Annotated in this window: 26 protein-coding genes and 1 pseudogene; 17 read left to right on the forward strand and 10 right to left on the reverse strand. The window is 28.8% G+C overall.

Going from position 1 to position 24,757, the window contains the following annotated elements; translation table 11 throughout:
• Positions 1 to 9 precede the first annotated feature (9 nt).
• From secY to ACIJYB_RS03100, 7 genes are read left to right on the forward strand one after another with little or no spacing between them, the layout of a single operon-like run.
• Positions 10 to 1,290: a preprotein translocase subunit SecY gene (gene secY / locus ACIJYB_RS03070; RefSeq protein ID WP_435152169.1), complete on the forward strand. Its 1,281-nt coding sequence runs from the start codon at positions 10 to 12 to the stop codon at positions 1,288 to 1,290.
• Positions 1,291 to 1,854, forward strand: a complete 564-nt coding sequence (locus tag ACIJYB_RS03075; protein WP_435152172.1) for an adenylate kinase — start codon at positions 1,291 to 1,293, stop codon at positions 1,852 to 1,854.
• 55 nt (positions 1,855 to 1,909) lie between these two features.
• Positions 1,910 to 2,293, forward strand: a complete 384-nt coding sequence (gene rpsM, locus ACIJYB_RS03080) for a 30S ribosomal protein S13 (RefSeq protein WP_435152175.1) — start codon at positions 1,910 to 1,912, stop codon at positions 2,291 to 2,293.
• A 2-nt stretch (positions 2,294 to 2,295) separates the two neighbouring features.
• Positions 2,296 to 2,745, forward strand: a complete 450-nt coding sequence (gene rpsK / locus ACIJYB_RS03085; protein ID WP_435152178.1) for a 30S ribosomal protein S11 — start codon at positions 2,296 to 2,298, stop codon at positions 2,743 to 2,745.
• Complete coding sequence (locus ACIJYB_RS03090) at positions 2,745 to 3,773, forward strand: DNA-directed RNA polymerase subunit alpha (RefSeq protein WP_435152181.1); 1,029 nt, start codon at positions 2,745 to 2,747, stop codon at positions 3,771 to 3,773. The genes rpsK and ACIJYB_RS03090 overlap by 1 nt, the downstream gene beginning before the upstream one ends.
• The gene (gene rplQ / locus ACIJYB_RS03095) at positions 3,773 to 4,216 is read left to right on the forward strand and encodes a 50S ribosomal protein L17 (RefSeq protein WP_435086928.1); all 444 of its coding nucleotides are present in this window, start codon (positions 3,773 to 3,775) and stop codon (positions 4,214 to 4,216) included. Before ACIJYB_RS03090 ends, rplQ begins: the two co-directional genes overlap by 1 nt.
• 11 nt (positions 4,217 to 4,227) lie before the next feature.
• Complete coding sequence (locus tag ACIJYB_RS03100; protein ID WP_435152183.1) at positions 4,228 to 5,145, forward strand: RluA family pseudouridine synthase; 918 nt, start codon at positions 4,228 to 4,230, stop codon at positions 5,143 to 5,145.
• On the opposite strand, the gene lipB is transcribed toward ACIJYB_RS03100, so the two are convergent.
• Positions 5,123 to 5,740, reverse strand: coding sequence for a lipoyl(octanoyl) transferase LipB (gene lipB / locus ACIJYB_RS03105; protein WP_435152186.1), 618 nt, complete (start codon positions 5,738 to 5,740; stop codon positions 5,123 to 5,125). The two genes, ACIJYB_RS03100 and lipB, sit on opposite strands and share 23 nt — an antisense overlap.
• Before the next feature lie 60 nt (positions 5,741 to 5,800).
• Between lipB and mgtE the strand changes: the two genes are divergently transcribed.
• Complete coding sequence (gene mgtE, locus ACIJYB_RS03110) at positions 5,801 to 7,174, forward strand: magnesium transporter (protein WP_435152189.1); 1,374 nt, start codon at positions 5,801 to 5,803, stop codon at positions 7,172 to 7,174.
• Position 7,175: 1 nt separating this feature from the next.
• On the opposite strand, the gene ACIJYB_RS03115 is transcribed toward mgtE, so the two are convergent.
• A complete protein-coding gene (locus ACIJYB_RS03115; protein WP_435152191.1) occupies positions 7,176 to 8,021 on the reverse strand; it encodes a pantoate--beta-alanine ligase in 846 nt (281 codons plus the stop codon).
• Positions 8,022 to 8,025: 4 nt separating this feature from the next.
• On the opposite strand from ACIJYB_RS03115, the pseudogene ACIJYB_RS03120 reads away from it, so the two are divergent.
• Positions 8,026 to 8,840, forward strand: a pseudogene (locus tag ACIJYB_RS03120) (sugar phosphate nucleotidyltransferase).
• Entirely contained in the window at positions 8,837 to 10,135 is a 1,299-nt protein-coding gene (locus ACIJYB_RS03125) for a UDP-glucose dehydrogenase family protein (protein WP_435152198.1), read from the forward strand. Before ACIJYB_RS03120 ends, ACIJYB_RS03125 begins: the two are co-directional and overlap by 4 nt.
• Positions 10,136 to 10,138: 3 nt before the next feature.
• On the opposite strand, the gene ACIJYB_RS03130 is transcribed toward ACIJYB_RS03125, so the two are convergent.
• The 6 genes from ACIJYB_RS03130 to ruvX are packed head-to-tail and all read right to left on the reverse strand — an operon-like array spanning position 10,139 to position 16,536.
• Complete coding sequence (locus ACIJYB_RS03130; protein WP_435152201.1) at positions 10,139 to 10,600, reverse strand: RidA family protein; 462 nt, start codon at positions 10,598 to 10,600, stop codon at positions 10,139 to 10,141.
• On the reverse strand, positions 10,600 to 13,191 hold the full coding sequence (topA, locus tag ACIJYB_RS03135; RefSeq protein ID WP_435152203.1) for a type I DNA topoisomerase: 2,592 nt from the start codon (positions 13,189 to 13,191) through the stop codon (positions 10,600 to 10,602). Before topA ends, ACIJYB_RS03130 begins: the two co-directional genes overlap by 1 nt.
• Before the next feature lie 37 nt (positions 13,192 to 13,228).
• Positions 13,229 to 13,807 carry a glycerol-3-phosphate 1-O-acyltransferase PlsY gene (gene plsY / locus ACIJYB_RS03140; RefSeq protein WP_435152206.1) on the reverse strand — a complete coding sequence of 193 codons (579 nt, stop codon included), beginning with the start codon at positions 13,805 to 13,807 and terminating at the stop codon, positions 13,229 to 13,231.
• 2 nt (positions 13,808 to 13,809) lie between these two features.
• Complete coding sequence (gene pyrC / locus ACIJYB_RS03145; RefSeq protein WP_435152209.1) at positions 13,810 to 15,096, reverse strand: dihydroorotase; 1,287 nt, start codon at positions 15,094 to 15,096, stop codon at positions 13,810 to 13,812.
• Positions 15,097 to 16,038, reverse strand: coding sequence for an aspartate carbamoyltransferase catalytic subunit (locus ACIJYB_RS03150; RefSeq protein ID WP_435152212.1), 942 nt, complete (start codon positions 16,036 to 16,038; stop codon positions 15,097 to 15,099).
• 42 nt (positions 16,039 to 16,080) lie between these two features.
• On the reverse strand, positions 16,081 to 16,536 hold the full coding sequence (ruvX, locus tag ACIJYB_RS03155) for a Holliday junction resolvase RuvX (RefSeq protein WP_435086952.1): 456 nt from the start codon (positions 16,534 to 16,536) through the stop codon (positions 16,081 to 16,083).
• Between the two features lie 50 nt (positions 16,537 to 16,586).
• Between ruvX and gatC the strand changes: the two genes are divergently transcribed.
• The 7 genes from gatC to ACIJYB_RS03190 all read left to right on the forward strand — a co-directional run bounded on the left by gatC (position 16,587) and on the right by ACIJYB_RS03190 (position 23,189).
• Positions 16,587 to 16,874, forward strand: a complete 288-nt coding sequence (gatC, locus tag ACIJYB_RS03160; protein ID WP_435152215.1) for an Asp-tRNA(Asn)/Glu-tRNA(Gln) amidotransferase subunit GatC — start codon at positions 16,587 to 16,589, stop codon at positions 16,872 to 16,874.
• On the forward strand, positions 16,874 to 18,331 hold the full coding sequence (gene gatA, locus ACIJYB_RS03165; RefSeq protein WP_435152218.1) for an Asp-tRNA(Asn)/Glu-tRNA(Gln) amidotransferase subunit GatA: 1,458 nt from the start codon (positions 16,874 to 16,876) through the stop codon (positions 18,329 to 18,331). Before gatC ends, gatA begins: the two co-directional genes overlap by 1 nt.
• A complete protein-coding gene (gene gatB, locus ACIJYB_RS03170) occupies positions 18,331 to 19,806 on the forward strand; it encodes an Asp-tRNA(Asn)/Glu-tRNA(Gln) amidotransferase subunit GatB (protein ID WP_435152220.1) in 1,476 nt (491 codons plus the stop codon). The genes gatA and gatB overlap by 1 nt, the downstream gene beginning before the upstream one ends.
• A gap of 5 nt (positions 19,807 to 19,811) precedes the next feature.
• Positions 19,812 to 20,462: an O-methyltransferase gene (locus ACIJYB_RS03175; RefSeq protein WP_435152223.1), complete on the forward strand. Its 651-nt coding sequence runs from the start codon at positions 19,812 to 19,814 to the stop codon at positions 20,460 to 20,462.
• Positions 20,462 to 21,370 carry a rhodanese-related sulfurtransferase gene (locus tag ACIJYB_RS03180; protein WP_435152225.1) on the forward strand — a complete coding sequence of 303 codons (909 nt, stop codon included), beginning with the start codon at positions 20,462 to 20,464 and terminating at the stop codon, positions 21,368 to 21,370. The genes ACIJYB_RS03175 and ACIJYB_RS03180 overlap by 1 nt, the downstream gene beginning before the upstream one ends.
• 7 nt (positions 21,371 to 21,377) lie before the next feature.
• Positions 21,378 to 22,748: an MATE family efflux transporter gene (locus ACIJYB_RS03185; protein ID WP_435152228.1), complete on the forward strand. Its 1,371-nt coding sequence runs from the start codon at positions 21,378 to 21,380 to the stop codon at positions 22,746 to 22,748.
• A 141-nt stretch (positions 22,749 to 22,889) separates the two neighbouring features.
• Complete coding sequence (locus ACIJYB_RS03190; protein ID WP_435152514.1) at positions 22,890 to 23,189, forward strand: thermonuclease family protein; 300 nt, start codon at positions 22,890 to 22,892, stop codon at positions 23,187 to 23,189.
• 3 nt (positions 23,190 to 23,192) lie between these two features.
• Here the strand turns inward: ACIJYB_RS03190 and ACIJYB_RS03195 are convergent, their stop codons facing one another.
• Entirely contained in the window at positions 23,193 to 23,924 is a 732-nt protein-coding gene (locus ACIJYB_RS03195) for an amino acid ABC transporter permease (protein WP_435152231.1), read from the reverse strand.
• 39 nt (positions 23,925 to 23,963) lie between these two features.
• A complete protein-coding gene (locus tag ACIJYB_RS03200) occupies positions 23,964 to 24,731 on the reverse strand; it encodes a transporter substrate-binding domain-containing protein (protein ID WP_435152233.1) in 768 nt (255 codons plus the stop codon).
• Positions 24,732 to 24,757: the final 26 nt, after the last annotated feature.

Below are 24,757 nucleotides of genomic sequence, written 5' to 3' on the forward strand. Positions count from 1 at the left end.
TAAATTTCAATGAGTGCATCGTCATCATCAAACGATTTAAGAAATAGAATATTATTTTCCATATTTATTCTTGCGGTTTACAGGTTTGGTACATTTGTTCCATTACCAGGAATTGATCCTGAGCAGCTTAAAATTATGATGGATGGTAACCAAAAAGGTTTACTTGGAATGTTCAACGTATTTGCAGGTGGTGCTGTTAGTAGAATGGCTATTTTTGCCTTAGGTATAATGCCATATATTTCATCATCAATTATAGTGCAGTTGTTAACTGGTGTTTCTGATTATTTTAAAAATTTGAAAGCTCAAGGTGAAACTGGAAGAGCAAAAATTACACAAATTACAAGATATGGTACGGTTTTATTAGCAACAGTTCAAGGCTATGGTTTATCTGTTGGTCTAGAATCATCTGCTAATTTGGTAATTAGCCCTGGTGCATTTTTTAAAATAACAACAGTTACTACTATTGTAGCTGGTACAATGTTTCTAATGTGGTTAGGGGAACAAATTACTCAAAGAGGTATAGGAAATGGTATCTCGCTTATAATATTTGCTGGTATAGTCGCTGAGATTCCAAGAGCCCTAGTAACAACATTTGAACTTGGAAGAACAGGTGCTGTTTCAACATTTATGATTTTAGCTATTTTTATTTTATTAATTCTGACTATTTTATTTATTGTTTTTATGGAAAGAGCATTGAGAAAAATATTAATTAATTACCCTAAAAGACAAATGGGCAACAAAATGTATGGAGGAGAGTCATCTCATTTACCATTAAAGATTAATCAAGCAGGTGTTATTCCAGCAATTTTTGCTTCAGCTCTTTTGTTATTACCTGTAACGTTTTCAAATTTTTCTTTTTCAAACAATGAAACTTTCTTAAATATTAGTTCTTATTTTACTCAAGGACAACCTTTGTACATGTTGTTGTATGCATCAGGAATAATATTTTTTACATTTTTTTATACATCTATAACTTTCAACCCAACAGAGACAGCGGATAATCTAAGAAAATATGGAGGTTTCGTTCCTGGAATAAGACCAGGTGAAAGTACAGCATTATATATTGAAAACATCTTGACAAAATTAACAACTATTGGTGCGTTATATTTAACATTAGTTTGTTTAATGCCAGAGTTTTTAATAGCTAATTATCCTATTCCTTTTTATTTAGGAGGTACTTCAATTTTGATTGTTGTTGTAGTTGCTATTGATACAGTAACTCAAATTCAAACCAGATTAATGAGTTCACAATACGAACAATTAATCAAAAAAACAAAACTTGGTAAGTAAGTGAATATTATTTTATTTGGGCCTCCAGGCGCAGGTAAAGGTACTCAGTCAAAGTATTTAGTTAATAAACTAAAAAATCTTCAAGTTTCTACAGGTGACATTCTAAGAGAAGAAATTAAAAAAAATTCAGATATTGGTCAACAAATAATAAGCAATATGAATGAAGGCAAATTTGTTAGTGATGAAATTGTGAACTCATTAATTGAAAATCTAATTTATGATCCTAAAAAAAAAGATAAATTAATATTTGATGGTTACCCTAGATCATTAAGTCAGGCAAAATATTTGAATTTATTATTAGATAAATCTAATCAAAAAATTGATCATATTTTTTTTCTAAATGTAAATAAAGATATAATTATAGAAAGAATTGAAAAAAGAAAAATATTAGAAAATAGAAAAGATGATGATAGCAGTACAATTCTCAAAAGATATGATACCTATATGGAAACCACCAGACCTGTGCTAGATTTTTACTCTAAAAATTCAAATTTTCATGAGATAGATGGAACTAAGGAAATTGATCAAATAACAAAGGAAATAGACACTTTTATCAATTTTTAAGGCGTTGACTTTGGATAATCTTATTATATAAAAGGCTCAAATTATCACAAAAATTATGGCTCGTATCGCAGGTATCAACATTCCACAAAATAAGCTTGTTCACATAGGCCTTACGTATATTTATGGGATTGGTGAAAAGTTTTCAGATCAAATTTGTACTTCACTTGAAATACCAAGAGCAAAAAGAATTAACGAATTAACTGATGATGAAATTTTAAAGATAAGAGAATATATCGATGCAAATTTTAAAGTAGAGGGTGATTTAAGAAGAGATTATTCTTTAACAATTAAAAGATTAATTGATCTAGCTTGTTACAGAGGCACTAGGCATAGAAAAAAATTACCTGTTAGAGGACAAAGAACAAGATGCAATGCAAGAACTAGAAAAGGTAAAGCAATTGCAATTGCAGGAAAAAAATTAACTCCAACTAAAAAATAATTATGGCTAAAACTGATAAAGTTGAAAATAAAGATCAGAAGGTTGAAAAATCTTCAAAAAAAAGTAACAAAAGCTCTTACTCGAAGAAAAAAAAAGTTAAGAAAAATATTTTAAATGGAATTGCTTATGTGCAATCGACATTTAATAATACGATGATCTCTATCGCGGACACTAATGGTAATGTAATCTCATGGTCATCTGCTGGTCAAAAAGGTTTTAAAGGATCAAGAAAATCAACACCGTATGCAGCACAAATAGCAGCAGATGCAGCTGCCTCTAAAGCGTTAGAATATGGAATGAAAACTTTATCTGTTGAAGTTAAGGGCCCAGGTTCGGGTCGTGAAACAGCTTTAAGAGCATTACAAGCTAGAGGTTTTAAAATTTTGTCAATTAAAGATACTACACCCATGCCTCATAATGGAACTAGACCACCAAAGAAAAGGAGAGTTTAATGGAAGTCGAAAATGTAAATGTAAAAAATTGGAAGTCATTAATTAAACCATCAAAATTGAATGTAAAAATTAGTGATGACTTAACACATGCAAAAATTGTAGCCGAACCTTTAGAAAAAGGATACGGATTAACACTTGGAAATTCTCTTAGAAGAATTTTACTATCATCAATAAGAGGTGCTGCGGTTACTTCTATCCAAATTGATGGCGTGTTACACGAGTTCACATCTATAAAAGGTGTTAGAGAAGATGTTACTGATATAGTTTTAAATGTTAAGTCTTTAGCATTAAAATGTAATTCAGAAGGCATAAAAAAACTTGTACTTGATGCAAAAGGTCCTGGCGAAATCAAAGCTTCAGATATAGCTCAAGTTGCTGATGTAGAAATTTTAAATCCAGAACTAGTTATTTGTAATCTTGATGAAAAAACAAATTTTCACATGGAAATGAACGTTAGTACTGGTAAAGGATATGTTCCAGCTGATTTAAATAAACCAGAAGAACCACCTTTAGGCCTTATAGCAATCGACTCACTATACAGCCCTGTAAAAAAAGTTTCATATTCAATAAGTACTGCAAGAGAAGGTAAAGCATTGGATTATGATAAACTTACTATGGAAGTTGAAACTAATGGATCAATTTCAGCCGAGGATGCAGTAGCTTATTCAGCAAGAATATTCCAAGATCAGCTTAAAATGTTTGTTAACTTCGATGAACCAGTTGAAGCTCCTATAAAAGAAGTTTCTACAGAACCTGAGTTTAATAAAAACTTATTGAGAAAAGTTGACGAACTAGAGCTCTCAGTAAGATCTATGAATTGTCTTAAAAATGATAACATTATCTATATTGGTGATTTAGTTCAAAAATCTGAAGGTGAAATGCTTCGAACACCAAATTTTGGAAGAAAATCATTAAATGAAATAAAAGAAGTTTTAACTGGTATGTCATTATATTTAGGTATGGAAATTCCTAATTGGCCACCGGATAACATTGCTGAAATGTCTAAAAAGTTAGAGGAAGCTATCTAATGAGACATGGAATGGCAAATAAGAAGTTAAATAGAACTTCTGAACATAGAAAAGCTCTTTTAAAGAATATGTTAAATTCTTTGATTAAATATGAGCAAATCAAAACTACTTTGCCAAAAGCTAAATTTTTAAAACCTCAAGCAGACAAAATTATCACCCTAGGTAAGAAAGAAACATTGCAAACTACAAAAATGTTAGTTTCTCAACTTCAAGATATTAAATCTGCCAATAAAGTAAAAAAAACTCTTTCAAAGAGATATGAAAAAAGAAATGGTGGATATACTAGAATTATAAAAGCTGGATTTAGATATGGTGATAATGCACCAATGGCTATTATTGAATTCGTTGATAGAGATGTTGAGGCTAGAAGAATAGATAAGCCAAAAAAAGATATCAACAAAGAAACTCCTAAAGCTGAAGAAAAAAAACAAGCTACAGCATAATTTTTTAAAGTATGAAAAAGTCATTTACCGTTGATTCAACGTGTAATGATATGCGAATTGATCGTTGGACACGACTTAAAATTGGCAAAATACCTCAAGGACTTATCGAAAAATATTTAAGATCTGGCAAAATAAAATTAAATAAAAAGAAAATTAAAAGCTCAACTAAAGTAAAAACTAACGATGTTGTAAACATTTTTAATTTAGATTTTAAAGAGACTATAACTCAAAAGAAAATAAAATTTGAACCATCAAAAGAAATTATAAAATCCAATGAAGATCAAATTATAGATAATAATGAAAATTTTATAGTTTTAAACAAAAGTTCAGGTATTTCTGTTCAAGGTGGCACTAAATCAAAAAAAAATTTAGTTGATATTTTTGCCAAAAGTGAAATCTTTCAAGATACTAAACCCTATTCGGTGCATAGACTAGATAAAGATACATCAGGTGTATTTATAATGGCAAAGACAAGAGAGGCTGCGCAATTGTTAACTTCATTATTTAGATTACGAAAAGTTCATAAAACTTATTTGGCTATTTGTCATGGAGAATTAAACAATGATACAGGAGAGTGGAATGACGATCTTGTTAGATATGATGGAGAAAAAAAAATTATTGAAAAAGCTAAAACAATTTATAAAGTTTTAGATAAAAATTCAGAAGCTAGTTTAGTTGAATTAAAACCTATTACAGGTCGTAAACACCAACTTAGAAAACAATTATATGCGTTAGGTCAACCGATATTTGGTGATATTAAATATAAATTATCTAATTCTTCCAAAGGAATAAATAAAAACCTAATGCTTCATTCATATCAGATTAAATTTATTATTGATGATATTAAACACACATACACAGCCTTGTTACCAGATTATTTTAGAAAATTATTAAAGACTAAAAGACTCAGGTTTTCAGGTTTGAAATAAATTTTTCTATCAATAAATCATCTATGTTTGAATAATCATTGTCTGCAATACTAATTAAATTAGTAATTCCTTTATCTTTTATACCGCAAGGAATAATCTTTTTGTATTGATCAAGGTTATTATTTATATTTATTGAAAAACCATGATAAGCAATCCATTTTTTTACCCTTACTCCAATTGCAGCAACTTTATTGATTGAGTTATTTTTTTTATGCCAAATTCCCACATTATCTCTATCTGAAAATGTATCTATCTCGTAATTTTTGAGAGTTTCAATAATAGTTTTTTCAATACAGCTAATAAATTTTCTAATATCTTTTTTTTTTCTTAAATCCAAAACAAAGTAACAGATTAATTGACCAGGTGCATGACATGTAATCTTGCCACCACGATTAGTTTTTATTAAGTTTATTGAATTATCTAAAATCTCATTATCTTTATAGCTCGTACCTGCTGTAAATATTTCATTATGTTCTAGTTTCCAAATAAGTTCTTTATTCTTATTTTTGTTCAAATCTTCCAATCTTTTCTCTAAGAAGTTTATCGCATCAAAATAATTTATTGGTTTTATTGACTTTTTGATCTCTATATTCATTTATAAATTGTATTATCTTAATTATCTATTAATAGTCCAATCTAAATTATAGGTAGATTTATGTCTTTAGTTAGAAAAATAAAAGATAAAAAAGTTAATTTTGAATTTAATAAAGAGTATATAAAAGTTGTAACATCGAAAATTGCAAACAATGATGCTCTTTTTATTTCTAATTCATTTAAAGAAATGCACCCAGCAGATGCTGCGGACATAATCGAGCACTTAAATCAAACTGATAGAGAAAGTTTAATAAAACTTAATAATTTTAAAATAGATCCCGAAGTCTTTATTGAACTTAATGAGTCTGTTCAAACAGAAATTATTACATATCTTTCATCAGACTCAATAGTATCTATTTTAACAAATCTTGAGTCGGATGATGCAATATCAATTTTAGAGAATGTACCAGAGGAAGAAAAGAATAACATATTAAGTTCTTTACCACCAAAAGATCGTTTTGCACTATTAGAAAGTTTAAGTTATCCAGAAGATACTGCAGCAAGAATAATGCAACGTGAATTTACTGCAATTCCTAGTAATTGGTCTGTAGGTCAAACAATAGATTATCTGAGAGAAAATAAAGATCTTCCTGAAGAATTTTTAGAAATATTTATAGTAAATGAGGAATTTAAACCAATTGGAACCGTCCCTTCTTCACGTGTTCTAACAACATCAAGAGATACAAAAATGCTTTCTATTATGTCAGAGTCCCAACTTTTAATACCCGTTGACATGGACAAAGAAGAAGTTGGTAATTTGTTTGAAAATTACAATTTAAACTCAGCTGCTGTTGTTGATAAAAATAATAAATTAGTTGGTATGATTATGAGTGATGATGTTTTAACTGTCTTAAAGGAAGAGGCAGAAGAGGATACTTTAAGATTAGCAGGGGTAGGTGACGAAGAGATAACAGATGGTGTAATTACAAAAACTAAAAGAAGATTTAATTGGCTTTTATTAAATCTTTTTACTGCTTTTTTAGCCACTTGGTGCATAAGTTTATTTGGCGCCACCATAGAACAGATGGTAGTTTTAGCATTTTTAATGCCGATCGTAGCATCTATGGGTGGTAATGCGGGTATGCAGACTCTTGCTGTTACAGTTAGAACAATTGCGACTAATGATTTAACAGAAAATAATTTTTCATCAAATGTCATTAAGGAATTTACTATTGGAATATTAAATGGAATTATATTTGCTGCGATAAGTGCTTTTGTAGTTCAAGTTTGGTTTCAAGATAACATTTTATCAATTATTATTTCAATTTCGATGGTTTTAACTATGATTATTGCAGGTCTATTTGGAATTTTGGTTCCTGTGACACTTAAAAAAATGAACATTGACCCAGCGATTGCTTCTAGTGTTTTTGTAACTACTATTACTGATGTAATAGGGTTTGTTTCTTTTTTAGGTGTGGGCGCTTATTTCTTGTAAATCAAAAATTGTCAATCAACCTAATACCTTTAAAATGATAAGATAAAAATATTTTTGACTTTAAGTATCTATTTGAAATTTTAAGATTCTTAACATTTCTATTTTCTAAATATTCAATTTTAATATTTAATAATTTTTCAAATTTTCTTTTTGATTGCCCTAAAAATTTATTAATATATCTATGTTTTTTTACTTCATTTTTAAGATTTAAAAATTTTTTTGATATATTTTCAACTTTTTTTAAATCTTTTTTACTAAGTAAAAAATTCCTCGAAGATAACGCAAGTTTATTTTTATTTCTTATTGTCTTACAGCCAATCACTTTAGTCTTATAATTACTTTCTATAAAATTTTTAACCAGAAATAATTGCTGATAATCTTTTTTTCCCATAAAAATTTTTTTTGGGTTGATCAAATTTGTTAATTTATCCATTACATCCAACACACCTTCAAAATGTCCTTTTCTAAATTTTGCACATAAAATTTTGTCACTTCTTTTAATTATTATTTTCGATTTATCTTTACTTTCATAGATATCTTTAAATTTAGGAATATAAATGAAGTCAATCTTAGGAATTTTTTTTAAAATAGCTAAATCATTTTTGATATTTGAAGGATACGATATAAAATCCCTTTTATTATTGAACTGCTTAGGATTAACAAAAATACTTACTATTGTTTTATCGGCATATTTGATTGATTTGTTTATTAGAGAAATATGCCCCTCATGTATCCCGCCCATAGTCGGTACAAACCCAATATTATCAAAAGGCTTTAATGTTTTATGTAAAGTTTCATTGTTTAATAAAATTTTCATTTGTATTAAATTATTTAATAAGTAAAACATTTAAATGATTAAACAAGCAATTATTCCCCTAGCTGGTCTTGGTACTAGATTGTTACCTTTAACTAGCGTATTTGCTAAAGAACTTCTTCCCATTAATGGTAAACCGGGCCTAGAGTATATTTTAGAAGAGTGCGTTGATGCAGGTATAAAAGAAATAATTTTTATAATTTCAAAAAAAAAAATGATGATTAAGAAATATTTTTATAATGATAAATTTTATAAAGATATAATTAAAAAAAAAAAGATTTAAGAGTCATTGAAGAATATAAAAAGATCTTAAAATACAGAAAAATGATAAAATTTGTTTATCAGAATAAACCAAAAGGTACTGGTGATGCAGTTCTTAAAACTAAAAGATTTATTAAAGATAAATATTTTTTGATGTTATTACCAGATGATCTTATAATTAAAAAGAATTGTTCAAAATCCATGATTAAAACACATAAAAATTATAAAGCTTCTATCATGGCTAGTATGACTGTTAATAAAAAATCTATTTCTAGATGGGGTATTTTTAATCTTAATAAAAAATTGAATAAAACTGATTACACAATTAAAGGCGTTATTGAAAAACCAAGTATTAAACAAGCTCCTTCCAATAAAGCGGTCATAGGACGGTATATCTTACCTAAAACTATTTTTTCAAAACTACAAAAACTGAAACCTGGAAATGGTGGAGAAATACATGTTACTGATGCAATTCAGTCACTGATTAATGATAATGAAAAATTTATAGCACATAATTTTTTAGGTAAATATTTAGATTGTGGAACATTAAATGGTTATATTAATTCATCTAAGGAGATTTCAAAATTATGAAATTGTGCATGATAGGAACTGGCTATGTTGGGTTAGTAAGTGGTGTATGTTTTTCAGATTTTGGCAATGATGTTATATGTGTTGATAAAGATAAAAGAAAAATTAATGATCTTAAAAAAGGAATAATTCCAATCTATGAACCAGGATTAAAAGAACTGGTTCTTAAAAACAATAATAATAAAAGATTAAAATTTTCTACAGATTTAGAAGATTCCATAAAAAAATCTGATGTTATATTTTTATGTGTTGGCACACCTACAAAAAAAAATAGTAACAGAGCAGATTTAAGTCAAATTTTTTCTGCCGCTAAGAAAATATCAAAATCCATTAATAAATTTAAGATAATAATAACAAAATCAACTGTGCCAGTTACTACAGGTGATGAAATAGAAAAAATATTATCAAAAAAGGTTAAAAAAAATAAATTTTCAGTAGTGTCAAATCCAGAATTTTTAAGAGAAGGTGAGGCTATAAGAGATTTTGTTTATCCTGATAGAGTAGTGATTGGCTCAAATGATAAAAAGTCAAAAATGATTTTAAAAAGTCTTTATGCTCCATTAATTTCCAAAGGAGCAAAATTTATTTCTACTAATCGTAGAGCTGCAGAACTAATTAAGTATGCTGCTAATGCTTTTTTAGCTACAAAAATTACATTTATAAATGAAATAGCAAATTTATGTGAAAAAACTAATATTGATGTTGAAGATATATCAATAGGTATTGGGTTAGATAAAAGAATAGGTAGTCGTTTTTTGAGACCTGGTCCAGCTTATGGGGGGTCATGTTTTCCTAAAGATACAAAAGCTATTATTGCTACAGCCGACAAGTTCAAAACAGATCTATCAGTAATTAAAAGTGTAGTAAAATCAAATTCATTAAGATCCAAATTATTACTTAAAAAAATTAATGAAATACTTAATCAAAGAATTAAAAACAAAAAGATTTGTTTTTTAGGCGTTACTTTCAAAGCTAATACAGATGATATGAGAGACTCTTCAAGTTTAGAAATGATTCCCTATCTTTCTAAAAATGGAGCCAAAATAAAATATTATGACCCTACGGGCATAAAAAAAGAATTTGATAAAATTAAAAACGTAACTTTTTCAAAGTCAATTAGCCATGCAGCAAAAGACTCTGATTTAATTATATTGCATACTGAGTGGAATGATTTTAAATCTATCAATTTTAAGAAATTATCTACATCAAAAAATATGAAGATTTATGATATGAGAAACATATTTTCACCAGATAAAATTAAAGCCCAAGGATTTAAATATTTCAGTATAGGAAGATAAGCTTTAGTTTATTTCAAAAATAGCATCAACTTCAACTGAAACACCCAGCGGTAAGCTATTGGCACTTACTGCTGCTCTTGTGTGCATACCAGCTTCACCAAAAACTGATGCAATTAAGTCTGAAGCTCCATTAATTACTTTTGGTTGCTCTATATAATCCTCTGTTGAATTTACAAAACCAGTTAATTTGATACAAGATTTTATTTTTGATAGATCGCTATCACATGCATTTTTAACTTGAGCAATAATACTTAATCCACATCTTTCAGCAGCTTTGTAGGCTTCATCTGTAGTTAAATTTTTACCAACTTTACCTTTTATTAACTCTCCATTTGCATCAATTGATATTTGTCCTGACACATAAAGTAATTTTCCTACAATTTTTGTAGCGACATAAGATCCAACAGGCGCCTTAGCTTCTGGTAGTTCAATTTTTAATTCTCTAATTTTATCTTCAAAATTCATTATTTACCTTTTTTTTTAGTTTTTTTAGCTTTTTTAATTTTATCGTATTCTTTTCTTTTCTCAATTAAAATTAAAGCTTCTTCCATTGTAAGTTCTGTAGGATCTTTTTCTTCTGGGATAGTTGCATTTAATGACTTGTATTTAATATATGGCCCATATTGACCTTTCATAACTCTTACTGGTTTTTTATCTTCCGGATGTTCTCCTAGATCTTTTATAATCGAAGATGACATTCTTCCTGGTTTTGCTTCTGCTATCATTGTTATTGCTCTATTTAAACCTATGGAAAATATTTCTTCTATATTTTCTATTCTGGCCGATTTATTTTCACATTTTAAATAAGGTCCAAATCTTCCTGTGTTTAATGTAATTTCTTTTTGGTTTTCAGGGTTTAATCCTAAAGATTTTGGTAAAGAACATAAAAATTGAGCTTTTTCCAAATCAATACTTTCTAATTCTAAACCCTTTGGTATGGAAACATTTTTTAAAAGTTCATTTACATCAGTTTTAAGTTTTTTTCTTTTTTTCTTTTTTTTAGAAGTTTTTTCTTCAGGTATCTCTTCTAAAATTTTTTCATATTGTAGATAAGGGCCAAATCTTCCATTTTTTAAATATATATCATTACCATTATCATGTTTTCCAATAAACTTTGGTTCCGCTAATTGTGCTTGAGCTGCAGCTTTGGCTTTTGATAAAGGTCTTGTGAATTTACATTCAGGATAATTAGAACATCCAATAAAAGCACCACCTCTAAAACTATTTTTCAAACTTAATGATCCATCGTTACATAATTGACATTTTCTAACAATTTTACCTTCTGTGTTTTTGTCAAAAATTAATGCACCCAAGCTATCATTTAGTAAGTCTAAAACTTCCCTAGTTCTTATTTCTTTTACTTCAGAAACATTGTTATTAAAATCTTTCCAAAACATTTCTAAAACTTTTATCCAACTTTCTTTACCAGTAGTAATTCCGTCTAATTGATCTTCTAAATCAGCTGTAAAATTATAATCCACATATTTGGAAAATAATTTTTCCAAAAATGCAGAAATTAATTTACCCCGATCAGTAGGAAAAAATCGTTTATTTAAAATCTCAGCATATCCTCGATTTGCTATAGTTGAAATGATACTTGCATAAGTAGATGGACGTCCTATACCCAACTCTTCTAATTTTTTAACTAAGCTAGCTTCTGAGTATCTTGGTGGTGGTTGAGTAAAATGTTGTTCGTCTAAAAGAGATTCAATATTAATTGGTCCTTTTGACATTTTTGGAAGTAAAGTTTCATCATCATCTTTACTTGGATTTGGAAAAACTTTTAAATAACCATCAAATTTTAAAACAGAACCACTAGACTTACATATGGTATTATTATCTTTCGAAGATATTGTTATTGTGCTTCTATCGAATTTAGCAGTCTCCATTTGTGATGATAGTGCTCTTCCCCAAATTAAATTGTATAGCTTTTGTTGATCAGTACTTAAATATTTTTTAACAGACTCGGGAGACCTTTCAATGTCGGTCGGTCTTATAGCTTCGTGAGCTTCCTGAGCATTTTTAGCTTTTTTTCCAGAATAATTTAAAGGATTTTCAGGAAGATATTCTTTACCATATTCATTTTTGATATAATTTCTAAAATCTGAAACAGCATCTGCAGATAAATTTGTACCATCAGTTCTCATATAAGTAATCAACCCAATAGTTTCACCATTAATTTCAATACCTTGATATAGCCTTTGAGCAATTTGCATTGTTCTTGATGCTCCAAAACCTAATCTACTTGAGGCGACTTGTTGTAATGTTGATGTTGTAAAAGGACCTGAAGGTTTTCTATTAACTATTTTTGATGAAATATCGCTTATATTAAATTCTTTATCTTTGATAACTTTAATTGCCGAATCTATTTCAAATTTATTTTTAAATGAAAATTTTTCAATTTTTTTTCCATCTACTTGGGAGATGCTTGCACTTATTGACTGTTTTTTATTATCTTGAAAATTTACCGTTAAAGTCCAAAATTCATCTGGATTAAAAGACTCAATTTCATGTTCTCTTTCAGTTATAAGTTTTAAGGCCACTGATTGAACTCTACCTGCAGATTTTGAGCCTGGCAATTTTGTCCATAAAATAGGGGAGATGTTAAAACCAACTAAATAATCTAGAGCTCTTCTCGCCATATATGCATCTACTAGCAAAGGTTCTATTTGTCTTGGATTTTCAATACCATGAGTCACTGCTTTTTTGGTAATTTCGTTAAAAACAACTCTCTCAACTTCTTTATCTTTTAGAAGTTTTTTTTCATTTAGATATTCTTTTACATGCCATGCTATAGCTTCACCCTCGCGATCAGGGTCTGTTGCTAGAATAATTTTTGAAGAATCTTTTGCTGCATCAGTAATTTCTTTTAAATATTTTTTAGAAAAGCTATCAACCTCCCATTCCATTTTGAAATTTTGATCAGGATCTACAGAACCATTTTTAGATGGTAAATCTCTTATATGACCATAACTAGCTAAAACAGTATAATTATCACCTAAATATTTGTTAATTGTTTTTGCTTTAGCAGGGCTTTCAACTATCACTAGATTCATAATTTAACAAACTATCCAAAAGAGTTCGATAGTCAAATTAATAAATATTGGTCTTACTTTCTTCTTTATTTTTCAGTCGTTTAATATTTTCTCTATGAGTGAAAAAAATCAAAACAAACATTATTATAAAAAAAGTTATATTATTGGCATTTCCTGTGATTAATAAATAAACTGGTATAGATAAAGATCCAATTAGTGATGACAAAGAAGAGTATTTGGTAGATACAAAAGTAATTACCCAGGAAATTGCAAAAATTAGTCCAAATAAAATATTTATAGAAAATAGAATTCCGACGTAGGTAGCAACACCTTTGCCACCTTTAAACTTAAGCCAAATTGGAAATACATGACCTAAAAAAGCACATAATGAAGCAATGAATATAAGTTCTGGAAAATGTATCTTAGTATAAATTACTGGAATGATTGCTTTAGAAATATCCAATATAAGAGTTGCAAAACCTATTAGTTTATTTCCAGTTCTTAATGCATTTGTAGCGCCAATATTACCAGACCCTATATCTCTAATATCCTTTTTTAAAAAAATTTTTGTTAAAATGAAACCAAATGGAATAGAGCCCATAAGGTAGGAAATTATACCTATTGTAAAATTGTCCATTATTATATTTTAAATAATTCCTTACCTTTTACAAATGTATTAGTTACTTTGCCTTGAAGTTTTTTATCCTCAATTGATGTATTTTTAGATTTTGAAATTAAATTTTCTTTTTTTACAATCCATGGTTTATTTAAATCAACTATACAAAAATCTGCATCATTACCGATTGAAAGATTTCCTTTATTAATACTTAATATTTTTGCTGGATTAGAAGTTAATGCTTGAATTATAGTTTCAAGTTTAACTGATCCATTATGGTAAAGCTCTAAACTTAAAGATAAAAGTGTTTCTATTCCCGATGCTCCAGTTGCAGCTTGAGAAAAAGTTAATCTTTTAGACTCTTCATCTTCTGGCTTGTGATCAGAAACAATTACATCAATAGTTTTGTCTTTTAATCCTTGAACTAGAGATTCTCTGTCTTCTTCTTTTCTTAATGGTGGAGATAATTTTAAAAATGTTTTAAAATCGCCAATATCATTTTCGTTTAAAGAAAGATTATTTATTGATACACCACAAGTAAATTTAATATCATTTTTTCTTTGTTTAATAATATCAACTGATTTTGTCGAGGAAATTTGAGATATATGATATCTACATTTTGCTTTTTCAAGTAGAGTTAGATCTCTTTCAATTATAATTCTTTCAGCGATATCTGGTATTCCTGATAATCCTAATTTGGTAGCAATTATACCTGAATTAATCATACCATTCTTTGATAAGTGATAATCTTCAGCATGTTGCATTATTAAGCATCCTAAATCTTTAGCAGAATTCATTATTTTCGACATCAAGCTTGTATTTTGAATAGTTTTTACTCCGTCTGTAAAACCAATTATGCCCTTGTTTGCTAAGAGACCAAATTCCGTCATGTTTGTACCCTCAATATTTTGAGTTAATGATGCACATGGAAATATATTTATTTTGGATTTGTCTCTTCCTCTTCTTTTTAAAAAATCTACTATAGATACATTATCTATAATTGGATTTGTGTTAGGCATTGTAACAACTGAGGTTACCCCACCTGATAATGCTGCATTACTTAAAGTCCTAAAGTTTTCTTTGTATTCATAACCAGGCTCACCTACAAAAACTCTCATGTCTACTAAGCCAGGAAAAATATATTTTCCTTTTAAATCAATTGGTTTTTCTCTTGTAGGCAGGTTGTTTGTATTAACTTTTTTACCTACAGCTTCAATTTTGCCATCCTCACCAATAATTAAACCTCCATTTTCATTTAATGAATTGTAAGGGTCAATTATATTTGCATTTATAATATATTGTTTTTTCATTTAATCACAAAAAATTTTTAAACATGCCATTCTAACAGCAACGCCTAGTTCTACTTGTTCTTTAATTACACTTTTATTTATATCGTCGGCTAACCTTGTATCAATCTCAATACCTCTATTCATAGGACCCGGATGCATTATTATTGCATCAGGTTTTGCATGATCTAGTTTATCAGGTGTTAATCCATAATATTCATAGTATTCACGATTAGATGATAGAAATGAACCTGTCATTCTTTCATTTTGCAATCTTAACATCATTACTATGTCACAATCTTTAAGTCCTTTATTCATGTCTGTAAAAGTATTAACACCAAATTTTTCTATTTCTTTTGGCATTAAGTTTGTTGGTGCAACAATGTTTACTTCTGCACCAAGCATTGTTAATAAATAAATATTTGATCTTGCAACTCTTGAATGGAGTATGTCTCCACATATTGCAATTTTTAAACCTTCAATTTTATTTTTACGATTAATAATTGTTAAAGCATCAAGAAGAGCTTGAGTAGGGTGCTCTCTTCTACCATCACCTGCATTTAAAACTGCACAATTTACTTTTTGAGATAATAAATTACATGCACCAGAGTCTTGGTGCCTAATGACAATTATATCAGGGTGCATTGCATTCAATGTCATAGCAGTATCAATTAAGGTTTCACCTTTTTTGATTGCAGAGTTGCTCATGTTCATTGACATCACATCTGCACCCAATCTTTTACCGGCTAATTCAAATGAGCTTTGTGTTCTAGTCGATGGTTCAAAAAATAGATTAATTTGGGTTTTACCAGTTAATACATTTAATTTTTTATTCTTGCTTTGATTAAGTTTTATAAACGTTTGAGACTCATCTAAAATTAGATTTACATCATTAATTGATAAATCTTGAATACCTAGTAAGTGTTTTTGGGAGATTTTAACAGCTTTGTTTTTTTTAGTTGCCATTAAAATTAACTCTATAGCTATAAAGTGCCATTATGGCAAGTATTAATTATTTAAAAAATCTATTGCTCCTTGTAGAATGAATGCAGCTGCGTTTTGATCAATATTTTTTTCTCTTTTACTAACATTTATATCAAGCTGACTAGATAAATTAAACGCTCCCACAGTAGAAAGTCTTTCGTCCCACAGACAAACATCTACATCAATTGATTTATCAATATTAGTTGATACGTCATTTACTGATTGAGCAGATCTACCTAAAGAACCATCCATATTTATTGGATTTCCAATTATAATTCCCTTGATCTCATATTCGTTAATTATGTCTTGTAATTCAGTAATTAACTCATTTGTATTTGTTTTATTAATTGTTTTAAAGGGTGTTGCAATAGACTGTCTCTCATCACAGATAGATACACCAATTCTTTTAGAGCCAAGATCCAATCCAATCAATCTAGAGGGTTCAGACTGTTTTTTTTTAAAATCTTCAATAGTGATCATATTGTATATTTTTAACTTAAGTGATAGTTTGCGACATATTTAAATACCATATGAGCATTGATCTTAAAACAATAAAGCACATTTCTAAATTATCAAGGATTTCAGTTGATGAGCAAAAAGCTGAAAAACTTGTAGGTGATTTAAACGCAATATTCAAATTTATTGAAAAATTGAACGAATTAAATACTGATAAAGTAGAGCCACTTACATCAGTAGCTGAAACAACTTTAAAATTTAGATCTGATGAAGTTAAAAATCAAAATATAAGAGAACAAATTATAAAAAATTCACCTGAAGATAACGAGGATTTTTTTGTAGTTCCGAAAGTTGTTGAATAATGTCTGATATAACTTCTCAATCATTAACATCATTAGTTAAAAATATTAAAGAAAAAAAATTATCATCTGAAGATGTTACTAAAGCATTTGTTAAACGTTCAGAAAAATCAAAAGAATTAAATTCTTATATTTCAGAAGATTTTTCAAATGCTATTAATAAAGCAAAAAAATTTGATGAAAAACCTAATTTAGATTTAAAACTTCCAGGAATACCGATGGCTGTTAAAGATCTTTTCTGTACTAAAAATATTAGAACGACAGCGGGAAGTAAAATTTTAGAAAACTTTGTTCCAACTTACGAATCTACTGTTACTCAAAATATATGGAATGAAGGAGCAATCTTACTTGGTAAATTGAATTGTGATGAGTTTGCCATGGGATCATCGAATGAAACAAGTTTTTATGGAAATGTACAAAACCCTATCGATAAAGGATTGGTTCCAGGTGGATCATCAGGTGGGTCTGCAGCAGCTGTAAGTGGTCAGCTGACACCAATTACAATAGGAACGGATACTGGTGGATCGATTAGACAACCAGCATCCTTTACAGGCACAGTTGGATTAAAACCTACTTATGGAAGTTGTTCTAGATATGGAATTGTTGCTTTTGCTTCTTCATTAGATCAAGCAGGACCGATGGCGCAGAATGTCCAAGATTGTGCTTTGTTACAAGAGGTAATCAGCTCTTATGACAATAAAGATTCTACATCAATAGATTTTAAAAGAAATCAATATAGCAAAGATTTAACCAAAGATATTAAAGGAAAAAAAATAGGAATACCTAAAGAATATAGAGTAGAGGGTATGCCTAAGGAGATTGAGGAGTTGTGGCAAAAAGGAATTACATATGCAAAAGATTGTGGTGCAGAAATAGTAGATATTTCATTACCTCATACTAGTTACGCATTGCCAGCATATTATATAGTTGCTCCAGCAGAAGCCTCTTCAAATTTAGCACGATACGATGGTGTTAAGTACGGTTTTAGAGCAAAAGGAGAAAACTTAATAGATATGTACGAGAAAACAAGATCAGAAGGTTTTGGTGTTGAAGTACAACGAAGAATAATGATTGGTACGTATGTCTTATCCTCTGGATATTATGATGCTTATTATTTAAAAGCGCAAAAAGTTAGAAAATTAATTAAAAATGATTTTGATGAAGCTTATAAAAAAGTAGATGCTATTTTAACACCCTCAACACCTAGTTCAGCATTTAAAATTGGTGAAAAGAAAGATGATCCAGTTTCAATGTACTTAAATGATATTTTCACTGTACCTGTTAATTTAGCGGGACTACCAGCCATATCTATTCCTGCAGGACATGATGCTGCAGGATATCCTTTGGGATTACAAATAATTGGTAAAGCATTTAAAGAACAAGAAATATTAAATTTAGCTTATGCAATGGAAGATAAGATTAATTTTAAAAATAAAATTTCTGATTGGTGGATTAAATAATGCCTAATGATAGTTCGAAATATTTGATTGAAAGGTATGATAATGTTTATGAAGTTGTTATTGGTCTTGAAGTACATGCGCAAGTAACATCTAATTCAAAATTATTTTCATCTTCTTCAACAAAATTTGGTGCTGAACCTAATACTCAAGTAAGTCTAGTTGATGCTGCTTTTCCTGGAATGTTGCCCGTAATTAATGAATATTGCGTAAAACAAGCAATAAAAACAGGTATTGGTTTAAGAGCTCAAATTAATAAAAGATCAGTTTTTGATAGAAAAAATTATTTTTATGCCGACCTCCCACAAGGATATCAAATTTCACAATTCAAATATCCAATAGTTGGAGAGGGAACAGTTGTTCTTGATATGCCAAATGGACAGAAAGAGGTAGGTATTGAAAGACTACACTTAGAGCAAGATGCTGGAAAAAGTATTCATGATATGGATCCACAAAATACTTTAGTAGATTTAAATAGATCAGGTGTAGCTTTAATGGAAATTGTTAGTAAGCCTGATTTAAGAACCCCCGATGAAGTAAGTGCCTATATTAAAAAATTGAGATCGATAATGAGATATTTGGGTACATGTGATGGTAACATGCAAGAAGGTTCTTTAAGAGCAGATGTTAACGTTTCTGTAAGATTAAAAGACAGTAAAGAACTTGGAACACGTTGTGAGATTAAAAATGTTAATTCTATTAAATTTATGCAAATGGCAATTGATTATGAAGCAAATAGACAAGTTGATCTAATTGAAGAGGGTAAATCTATTGACCAAGAAACAAGATTATTTGATACAAAAAAAAATGAAACCAGATCAATGAGATCAAAAGAAGATGCTCATGATTACAGATATTTTCCAGATCCAGACTTGTTACCATTAGAAGTTACAGATGAATTTATAGAACAATTAAAAGCTGATATTCCAGAATTACCTGATGATAAAAAGAAAAGATTTATAGATGAATTTAAAGTGTCTTCTTATGAGGCAACAATATTGGTATCTGATATTGAAACTGCAAAATATTTTGAAGAAGTTGTTGCAAAAATGGGTAAGAACCGTGATATGAAATTAGCAGTTAACTGGATTACAGGTGAATTGTTTGCTGTTTTAAACAATAAAAATTTAGAAATATCTGACAGCCCAATAAGTGCAAAAAATTTAGCAAAGCTAATTAATCTAATTAAAAATGGAACGATTTCTGGAAAGATAGGTAAGACAATATTTGAATTAATGCTTGATGGGGATAAAGATCCCCAAGTAATTGTTGAGGAAAAAGGTTTAAAACAAGAAAGTGACCCTAAAGCATTAGAAGCTTTAATAGATAAAATAATCAATAATAACAGAGAAAAAGCTGTCGAATATAAGAACGGCAAAGAAAAATTATTTGGTTTTTTTGTAGGTCAAGCAATGAAAATTTCAGGTGGTAAAGCTAACCCTCAATTAATAAATGAGATATTAAAGAAAAAGCTTTAATAAAAATGGGTGCAAACCTTAAAATAACAGAAAAATTACAAAGTTATATTAATGATTTTGGATTAAAGTTAAATCCAATTCAGCAAGAAATAATTGATTACAATAATACATTAGGTGACATCAAAAGAATGCAAGTTGATCCATCTCAATGTTATTTTTTGCATTTAATTATAAAAATCTCAAATATTAAAAATGTACTAGAAATTGGAACCTTCACTGGGTTGAGTGCACTTTCAATTTCATTAGCTTTACCAGATGATGGTAAGTTGATAGCACTTGATAAAAATGAAAAAACTAACGAAGTGGCATTAAAGTTTTTTAAAAAAGCAAAACAAGACCACAAAATAAAAACAATAATAAAACCAGCCTTAGAAAGCTTAGAAGATCTAAAAAATAATAAATTTAATATGATTTTTATTGATGCGGATAAAATGAATTACAAAGAATATTATGAAAAATCATTACAGTTAATTGATAAAGGTGGTTTGATAATTATTGACAATGTTTTATGGCATGGAGAAGTTGCCGATCAGAAAAATTTAGATAAATACACAGTAAACATAAGAGAATTTAATTCTCATATTGCTAATGATAAAAGAGTTGAGCAAATTATAATTCCTTTAGGAGATGGCATGACAGTTTGTAGAGTTTTATAATGTTTAAAGTTCTTGGTTTTTACAAATTTGTAAAAGTTACATCTTTAAAAAAAAATAAAGATGCTATGCAAAAATTCTTTATTAAAAACAATATAAGAGGAACTATTATTATTGCTAAAGAAGGATTAAATGGAACTATATCTGGCCAAGTTAAAGATATAGAAAAAACAATAAAAAAACTTAAATCACTTTTTTCATTTAAGAATTTTGATAATAGTAATAATTCTAAATCTTCATTCCAACCTTTTCACAAACCTAAAGTTAAAATTAAAAAAGAAATTGTTCCAATGAATTTAATATTAAATTCTAAAGAAAGAAATTTAGAAACACATTTAGATCCAAAAGAGTGGAACAAATTAATTAAAAAAAAAGATACCCATATAATTGATACAAGAAAGCCCTTTGAATTTGATGTTGGAACATTTAAAAAATCAGTAAACCCAAATGTAAATAATTTTAGAGATTTTCCTAAATATCTAAATAAGTTAAAAAAAAATAAACCAGTAGCTATGTTTTGTACCGGTGGTGTTAGATGTGAAAAGACATCAGTTTACTTAAAGAACAAAGGTTTCAAAAATATTTATCAATTGAATGGTGGTATTCTAAATTATCTCAAAAACACAAAGAAAAAAGATAGTATGTGGAAAGGAGAATGCTTTGTTTTTGACAACAGAATTAGTCTTAAACATGGTTTAAGTGCTGGAAGTTTTTTCATGTGCAGTGGATGTAGAAAACCAATTTCACCTAAAGACAAAAAATCAAAAAAATATGAAGAAGGTGTTTCTTGCCCAAAATGTCACGATAATTTGACAAAATCCCAAAAGGCACGATTTAGAATGAGACAAGAACAAATAAATCTTGCTAAAAAGAGTGGTTCAAAGCATATATTCCAAAAAGAATATAAATAAAAATAAATTGTCTAAACAAATAAAATTAACAAAAGACCCTATATGGGATCTTCTAAGAAAAGTAACAATACCCGCAAGTGTTGGTTCGCTATTTCAAACTTTTTATAATTTAGTCGATACTTGGTTTGCCGGTAGAATTTCTGCTGAAGCTATAGGAGCAATTGCTAAATCTTTTCCAATATATTTTGTAATTATAGCAGTGGGTGTCGGTATTGGTGCTGCTACTAACGCTTGTATTGGCAATTTATTAGGTGAGAAAAAAATTAATAGAGCATCGCTATTTATTGCTCAATCAGTAGTTTTTGCAATTCTGACCTCTGTAATAGTAACTCTATTTGGTTTAAATGCTTCTAATTTTCTCTTAGGTGTAATGGGATCTGATGCATCAGGTATAGCTCTTACAAGAGAATATTTAGATATTATTTTTTACGGTACATTTATTGTAATGATTCAAATTTCTTTGAATGGTGCCTTGAATGCACAAGGTGACACTAAAAGTTATAGAAATGTTTTAATTTTTAGTTTTTTCTTAAATATATTTTTAAACCCATTATTTATTTGGGGTTATGGTTTTATTCCAGCTTTTGGAATTGGTGGTCTTGCAATAGCCACAGTAATCTCACAATCAATAGGAACATTTTATTTAGCCTACAAGATCAATTCATGTAAATTAAGAAAATATTTATTTATAAAGTGTTTTATTCCTAACTTTGATATGTTGAGAGAATTATTTTCTCAAGCCTTACCTATTATGTTTAGTATGTTGTTTATAGGTGTTGGTATATTTAATATTTTGTATTTTATTGGTCAATTTGGAGAATTAGCTACTGCTGGGTATGGAGCTGCTTTAAGAGTTGAACAAGTCTTCTTATTACCAGTAATTGGTTTAAATACAGCTGTACTTTCAATTGGTGGGCAGAATTTTGGTGCAAAAAAATTTAATCGTATAAGAGAATTGTATTCGAAAGCTCTTTTATTTGGTTCATCGTTTATGGTAGGCGCAGGAATAATATTATTTTTTGGTGCAGAAATTTTTGTATCCCAATTTACAGATAATGTGGAAGCAATCAAACATGGAGCTATTTATCTGAAAGTAGCAGCTTTGATAGGCCCAATTTATCCGGTGTTCTTTATCACAACAGCAGTATTTCAAGCTCTCAAAAAACCAATTTACAGTCTGTATTTAAGTATTTTAAGATTAACAGCATTTCCATTTTTGTCTTTATGGTATGTAATAAATATAAGGGGCGGTGATTATAATGATATATTTTATACAATAATGGTGACTAACTGGGTTATGGGTATTGCTTTAATCATCTTCATTGGATATTTCTTAAACAATGTATTTAAGCAAAAGAAAAGCCATTTTAGTTATTAGTGTTTCGGCACTAGTTTTTTTTTTACATATACCGATATCAAATCACAAGATATTAAAATAACGGATGGAGATACAATCAAAATTAATGGTAAAAAAATTAGATTTAGTGGCATAGATACACCAGAATTAAAACAAAACTGCATTAAAGAAGGTCAGAGTAACCCTTGTGGAATAACAGCCAAACAAATTCTTATAGATAAGATTGGAAACAATAAAGTTATCTGTATCAGTGAAGGTAAAGATCAATATAAAAGAACTTTAGCAGAGTGTTATGTAAATGATGAAAGTTTATCCAGCTATCTTGTTAGAAGTGGTTATGCATTTGCTTACAGAAGATATTCCAAAAAATTTATTATAGATGAAAATTATGCTAAATTTAATAAACTTGGAATGTGGTCTATGGAATTCGATTATCCATGGGACTGGAGAAAGAAAAATTAACAGTTAGTCTTTTTTTAAATTTTTTTCTAATTTTCTTACAAAAAAAGAAACAATTAATATTAAGATTAAATACTCCAAAATCAAAAAAGTATAAATTTCTAAAGGTCGATAAGTTGTAACAACTAATTCGTTTGCTTTTCTTGTTAGGTCACCAATACCTATTATTGATACTAATGATGACATTTTTAAAACATAGACAAATTGATTACCAATAGCGGGTAAAATATTTTTTATTGCTTGTGGCAATATTACTAATCTTAATCTTTTAAAAAAATTTAAACCTAATGAACTCCCTGCTTCCCATTGTGCTTTCTTGATTGAATTAATACCAGCTCTGAAAATTTCAGCTTGAAAAGCACTTTCACTTATTGCCAAAGCAATTATTCCTGAAATAAATGGACTGAAGCTAATACCTGTCATTATAGGTAAACCATAATAAATCCATAAGATTAAAACTAATAATGGTACAGCTCTTACAATTTCAACATAACCAATATTAATATAAGTTAAAAATTTATTCTTAGCTAAAGATGGTATTGCAACAACCAGTCCCAATATCATTGATATAATTATTGATATTAGAGATATATAGATAGTTGTTGTTAAGCCACTCAATAAGAATTTTAGATTTGTTGCTCCTTCAAGATTATTTGGAGAAATAATAAACCAACCCATCTCATGATCTGTACATGAAGAAAGTGGAAGAATTAAAAGTAAAAAAAATATATTTTTCACTCTTAAGTTATAGAGAATTAAAAATTAATATCTAACTGATTATAAACTTTTAAGATTATATTTAGCTAATAACTTTTGAAAGAAACCAGAATTTTTTTTCTTTTCAATCCAGTCACTTACATAGTTATTCCATTTAGTATCAGTTTTAGGAACCATCATAGCAAGAAAAGCAGGATTTTTTTCACCATCCTGAACTATTGCTAATTGCGGGTACTTGATAACTAGTTTATTAGCTTCTGTTGAACTTGTGATATTTCCATCAGCTCTACCTGCTAAAACTTCTTGAAAGTCTCTAGCTGGGGCTTCAACTGATTTTAGTGTAGATTTTGGAAAAAATTCTTTTGCTTTTTGTTCTTGTGAGGTTCCAAGTGTAGTTGCTATTTTAACACCATTTTTATTTAATGAGTCCCAAGTTGAGAATTTCTTTAAATTTTTTTTAAGCACAAGTGGTACTGTACCATACTTATAATATGTAGAGGTAAAGCCGGCAACTTCTGCTCTTTTGGCTGTTTTAGTAACACTTGTTGAAATATCATATCTGCCTGAGGTAATTCCTGAAACGATAGTTTTCCATTCTGTTGGAACAAAAATAACTTTTACACCCATGTCCTTAGCCAATTCATCCATTACATCGATATCAAAACCCTTATATTTATTTGTTGCAGGGTCTTTCATTGTCATAGGATCCCAGTCTCCCGTAGTTCCAACTTTTAATTCACCAGATGCTAATATTTGATCTAGTTTTGAATCTGCGTTAACTGAAAAGGGTAAAAGCACTATAAGTGCAAGTAAAATAAGTTTTTTCATAACTCCTTTTACCCAAAAATAATTAA

This window comes from Candidatus Pelagibacter bacterium nBUS_44, from assembly GCF_051200895.1.
Classification (GTDB): Bacteria; Pseudomonadota; Alphaproteobacteria; order Pelagibacterales; family Pelagibacteraceae; genus Pelagibacter.

Excerpts from the sequence above, each read along its gene's own strand:
- secY (WP_435152169.1), top strand. The coding sequence starts at position 10 with ATGAGTGCATCGTCATCATCAAACGATTTAAGAAATAGAATATTATTT.
- rpsM (WP_435152175.1), top strand. The coding sequence starts at position 1,910 with ATGGCTCGTATCGCAGGTATCAACATTCCACAAAATAAGCTTGTTCAC.
- rpsK (WP_435152178.1), top strand. The coding sequence starts at position 2,296 with ATGGCTAAAACTGATAAAGTTGAAAATAAAGATCAGAAGGTTGAAAAA.
- ACIJYB_RS03090 (WP_435152181.1), top strand. The coding sequence starts at position 2,745 with ATGGAAGTCGAAAATGTAAATGTAAAAAATTGGAAGTCATTAATTAAA.
- rplQ (WP_435086928.1), top strand. The coding sequence starts at position 3,773 with ATGAGACATGGAATGGCAAATAAGAAGTTAAATAGAACTTCTGAACAT.
- ACIJYB_RS03100 (WP_435152183.1), top strand. The coding sequence starts at position 4,228 with ATGAAAAAGTCATTTACCGTTGATTCAACGTGTAATGATATGCGAATT.
- lipB (WP_435152186.1), bottom strand. The coding sequence starts at position 5,740 with ATGAATATAGAGATCAAAAAGTCAATAAAACCAATAAATTATTTTGAT.
- mgtE (WP_435152189.1), top strand. The coding sequence starts at position 5,801 with ATGTCTTTAGTTAGAAAAATAAAAGATAAAAAAGTTAATTTTGAATTT.
- ACIJYB_RS03115 (WP_435152191.1), bottom strand. The coding sequence starts at position 8,021 with ATGTTTTACTTATTAAATAATTTAATACAAATGAAAATTTTATTAAAC.
- ACIJYB_RS03125 (WP_435152198.1), top strand. The coding sequence starts at position 8,837 with ATGAAATTGTGCATGATAGGAACTGGCTATGTTGGGTTAGTAAGTGGT.
- ACIJYB_RS03130 (WP_435152201.1), bottom strand. The coding sequence starts at position 10,600 with ATGAATTTTGAAGATAAAATTAGAGAATTAAAAATTGAACTACCAGAA.
- topA (WP_435152203.1), bottom strand. The coding sequence starts at position 13,191 with ATGAATCTAGTGATAGTTGAAAGCCCTGCTAAAGCAAAAACAATTAAC.
- plsY (WP_435152206.1), bottom strand. The coding sequence starts at position 13,807 with ATGGACAATTTTACAATAGGTATAATTTCCTACCTTATGGGCTCTATT.
- pyrC (WP_435152209.1), bottom strand. The coding sequence starts at position 15,096 with ATGAAAAAACAATATATTATAAATGCAAATATAATTGACCCTTACAAT.
- ACIJYB_RS03150 (WP_435152212.1), bottom strand. The coding sequence starts at position 16,038 with ATGGCAACTAAAAAAAACAAAGCTGTTAAAATCTCCCAAAAACACTTA.
- ruvX (WP_435086952.1), bottom strand. The coding sequence starts at position 16,536 with ATGATCACTATTGAAGATTTTAAAAAAAAACAGTCTGAACCCTCTAGA.
- gatC (WP_435152215.1), top strand. The coding sequence starts at position 16,587 with ATGAGCATTGATCTTAAAACAATAAAGCACATTTCTAAATTATCAAGG.
- gatA (WP_435152218.1), top strand. The coding sequence starts at position 16,874 with ATGTCTGATATAACTTCTCAATCATTAACATCATTAGTTAAAAATATT.
- gatB (WP_435152220.1), top strand. The coding sequence starts at position 18,331 with ATGCCTAATGATAGTTCGAAATATTTGATTGAAAGGTATGATAATGTT.
- ACIJYB_RS03175 (WP_435152223.1), top strand. The coding sequence starts at position 19,812 with ATGGGTGCAAACCTTAAAATAACAGAAAAATTACAAAGTTATATTAAT.
- ACIJYB_RS03180 (WP_435152225.1), top strand. The coding sequence starts at position 20,462 with ATGTTTAAAGTTCTTGGTTTTTACAAATTTGTAAAAGTTACATCTTTA.
- ACIJYB_RS03200 (WP_435152233.1), bottom strand. The coding sequence starts at position 24,731 with ATGAAAAAACTTATTTTACTTGCACTTATAGTGCTTTTACCCTTTTCA.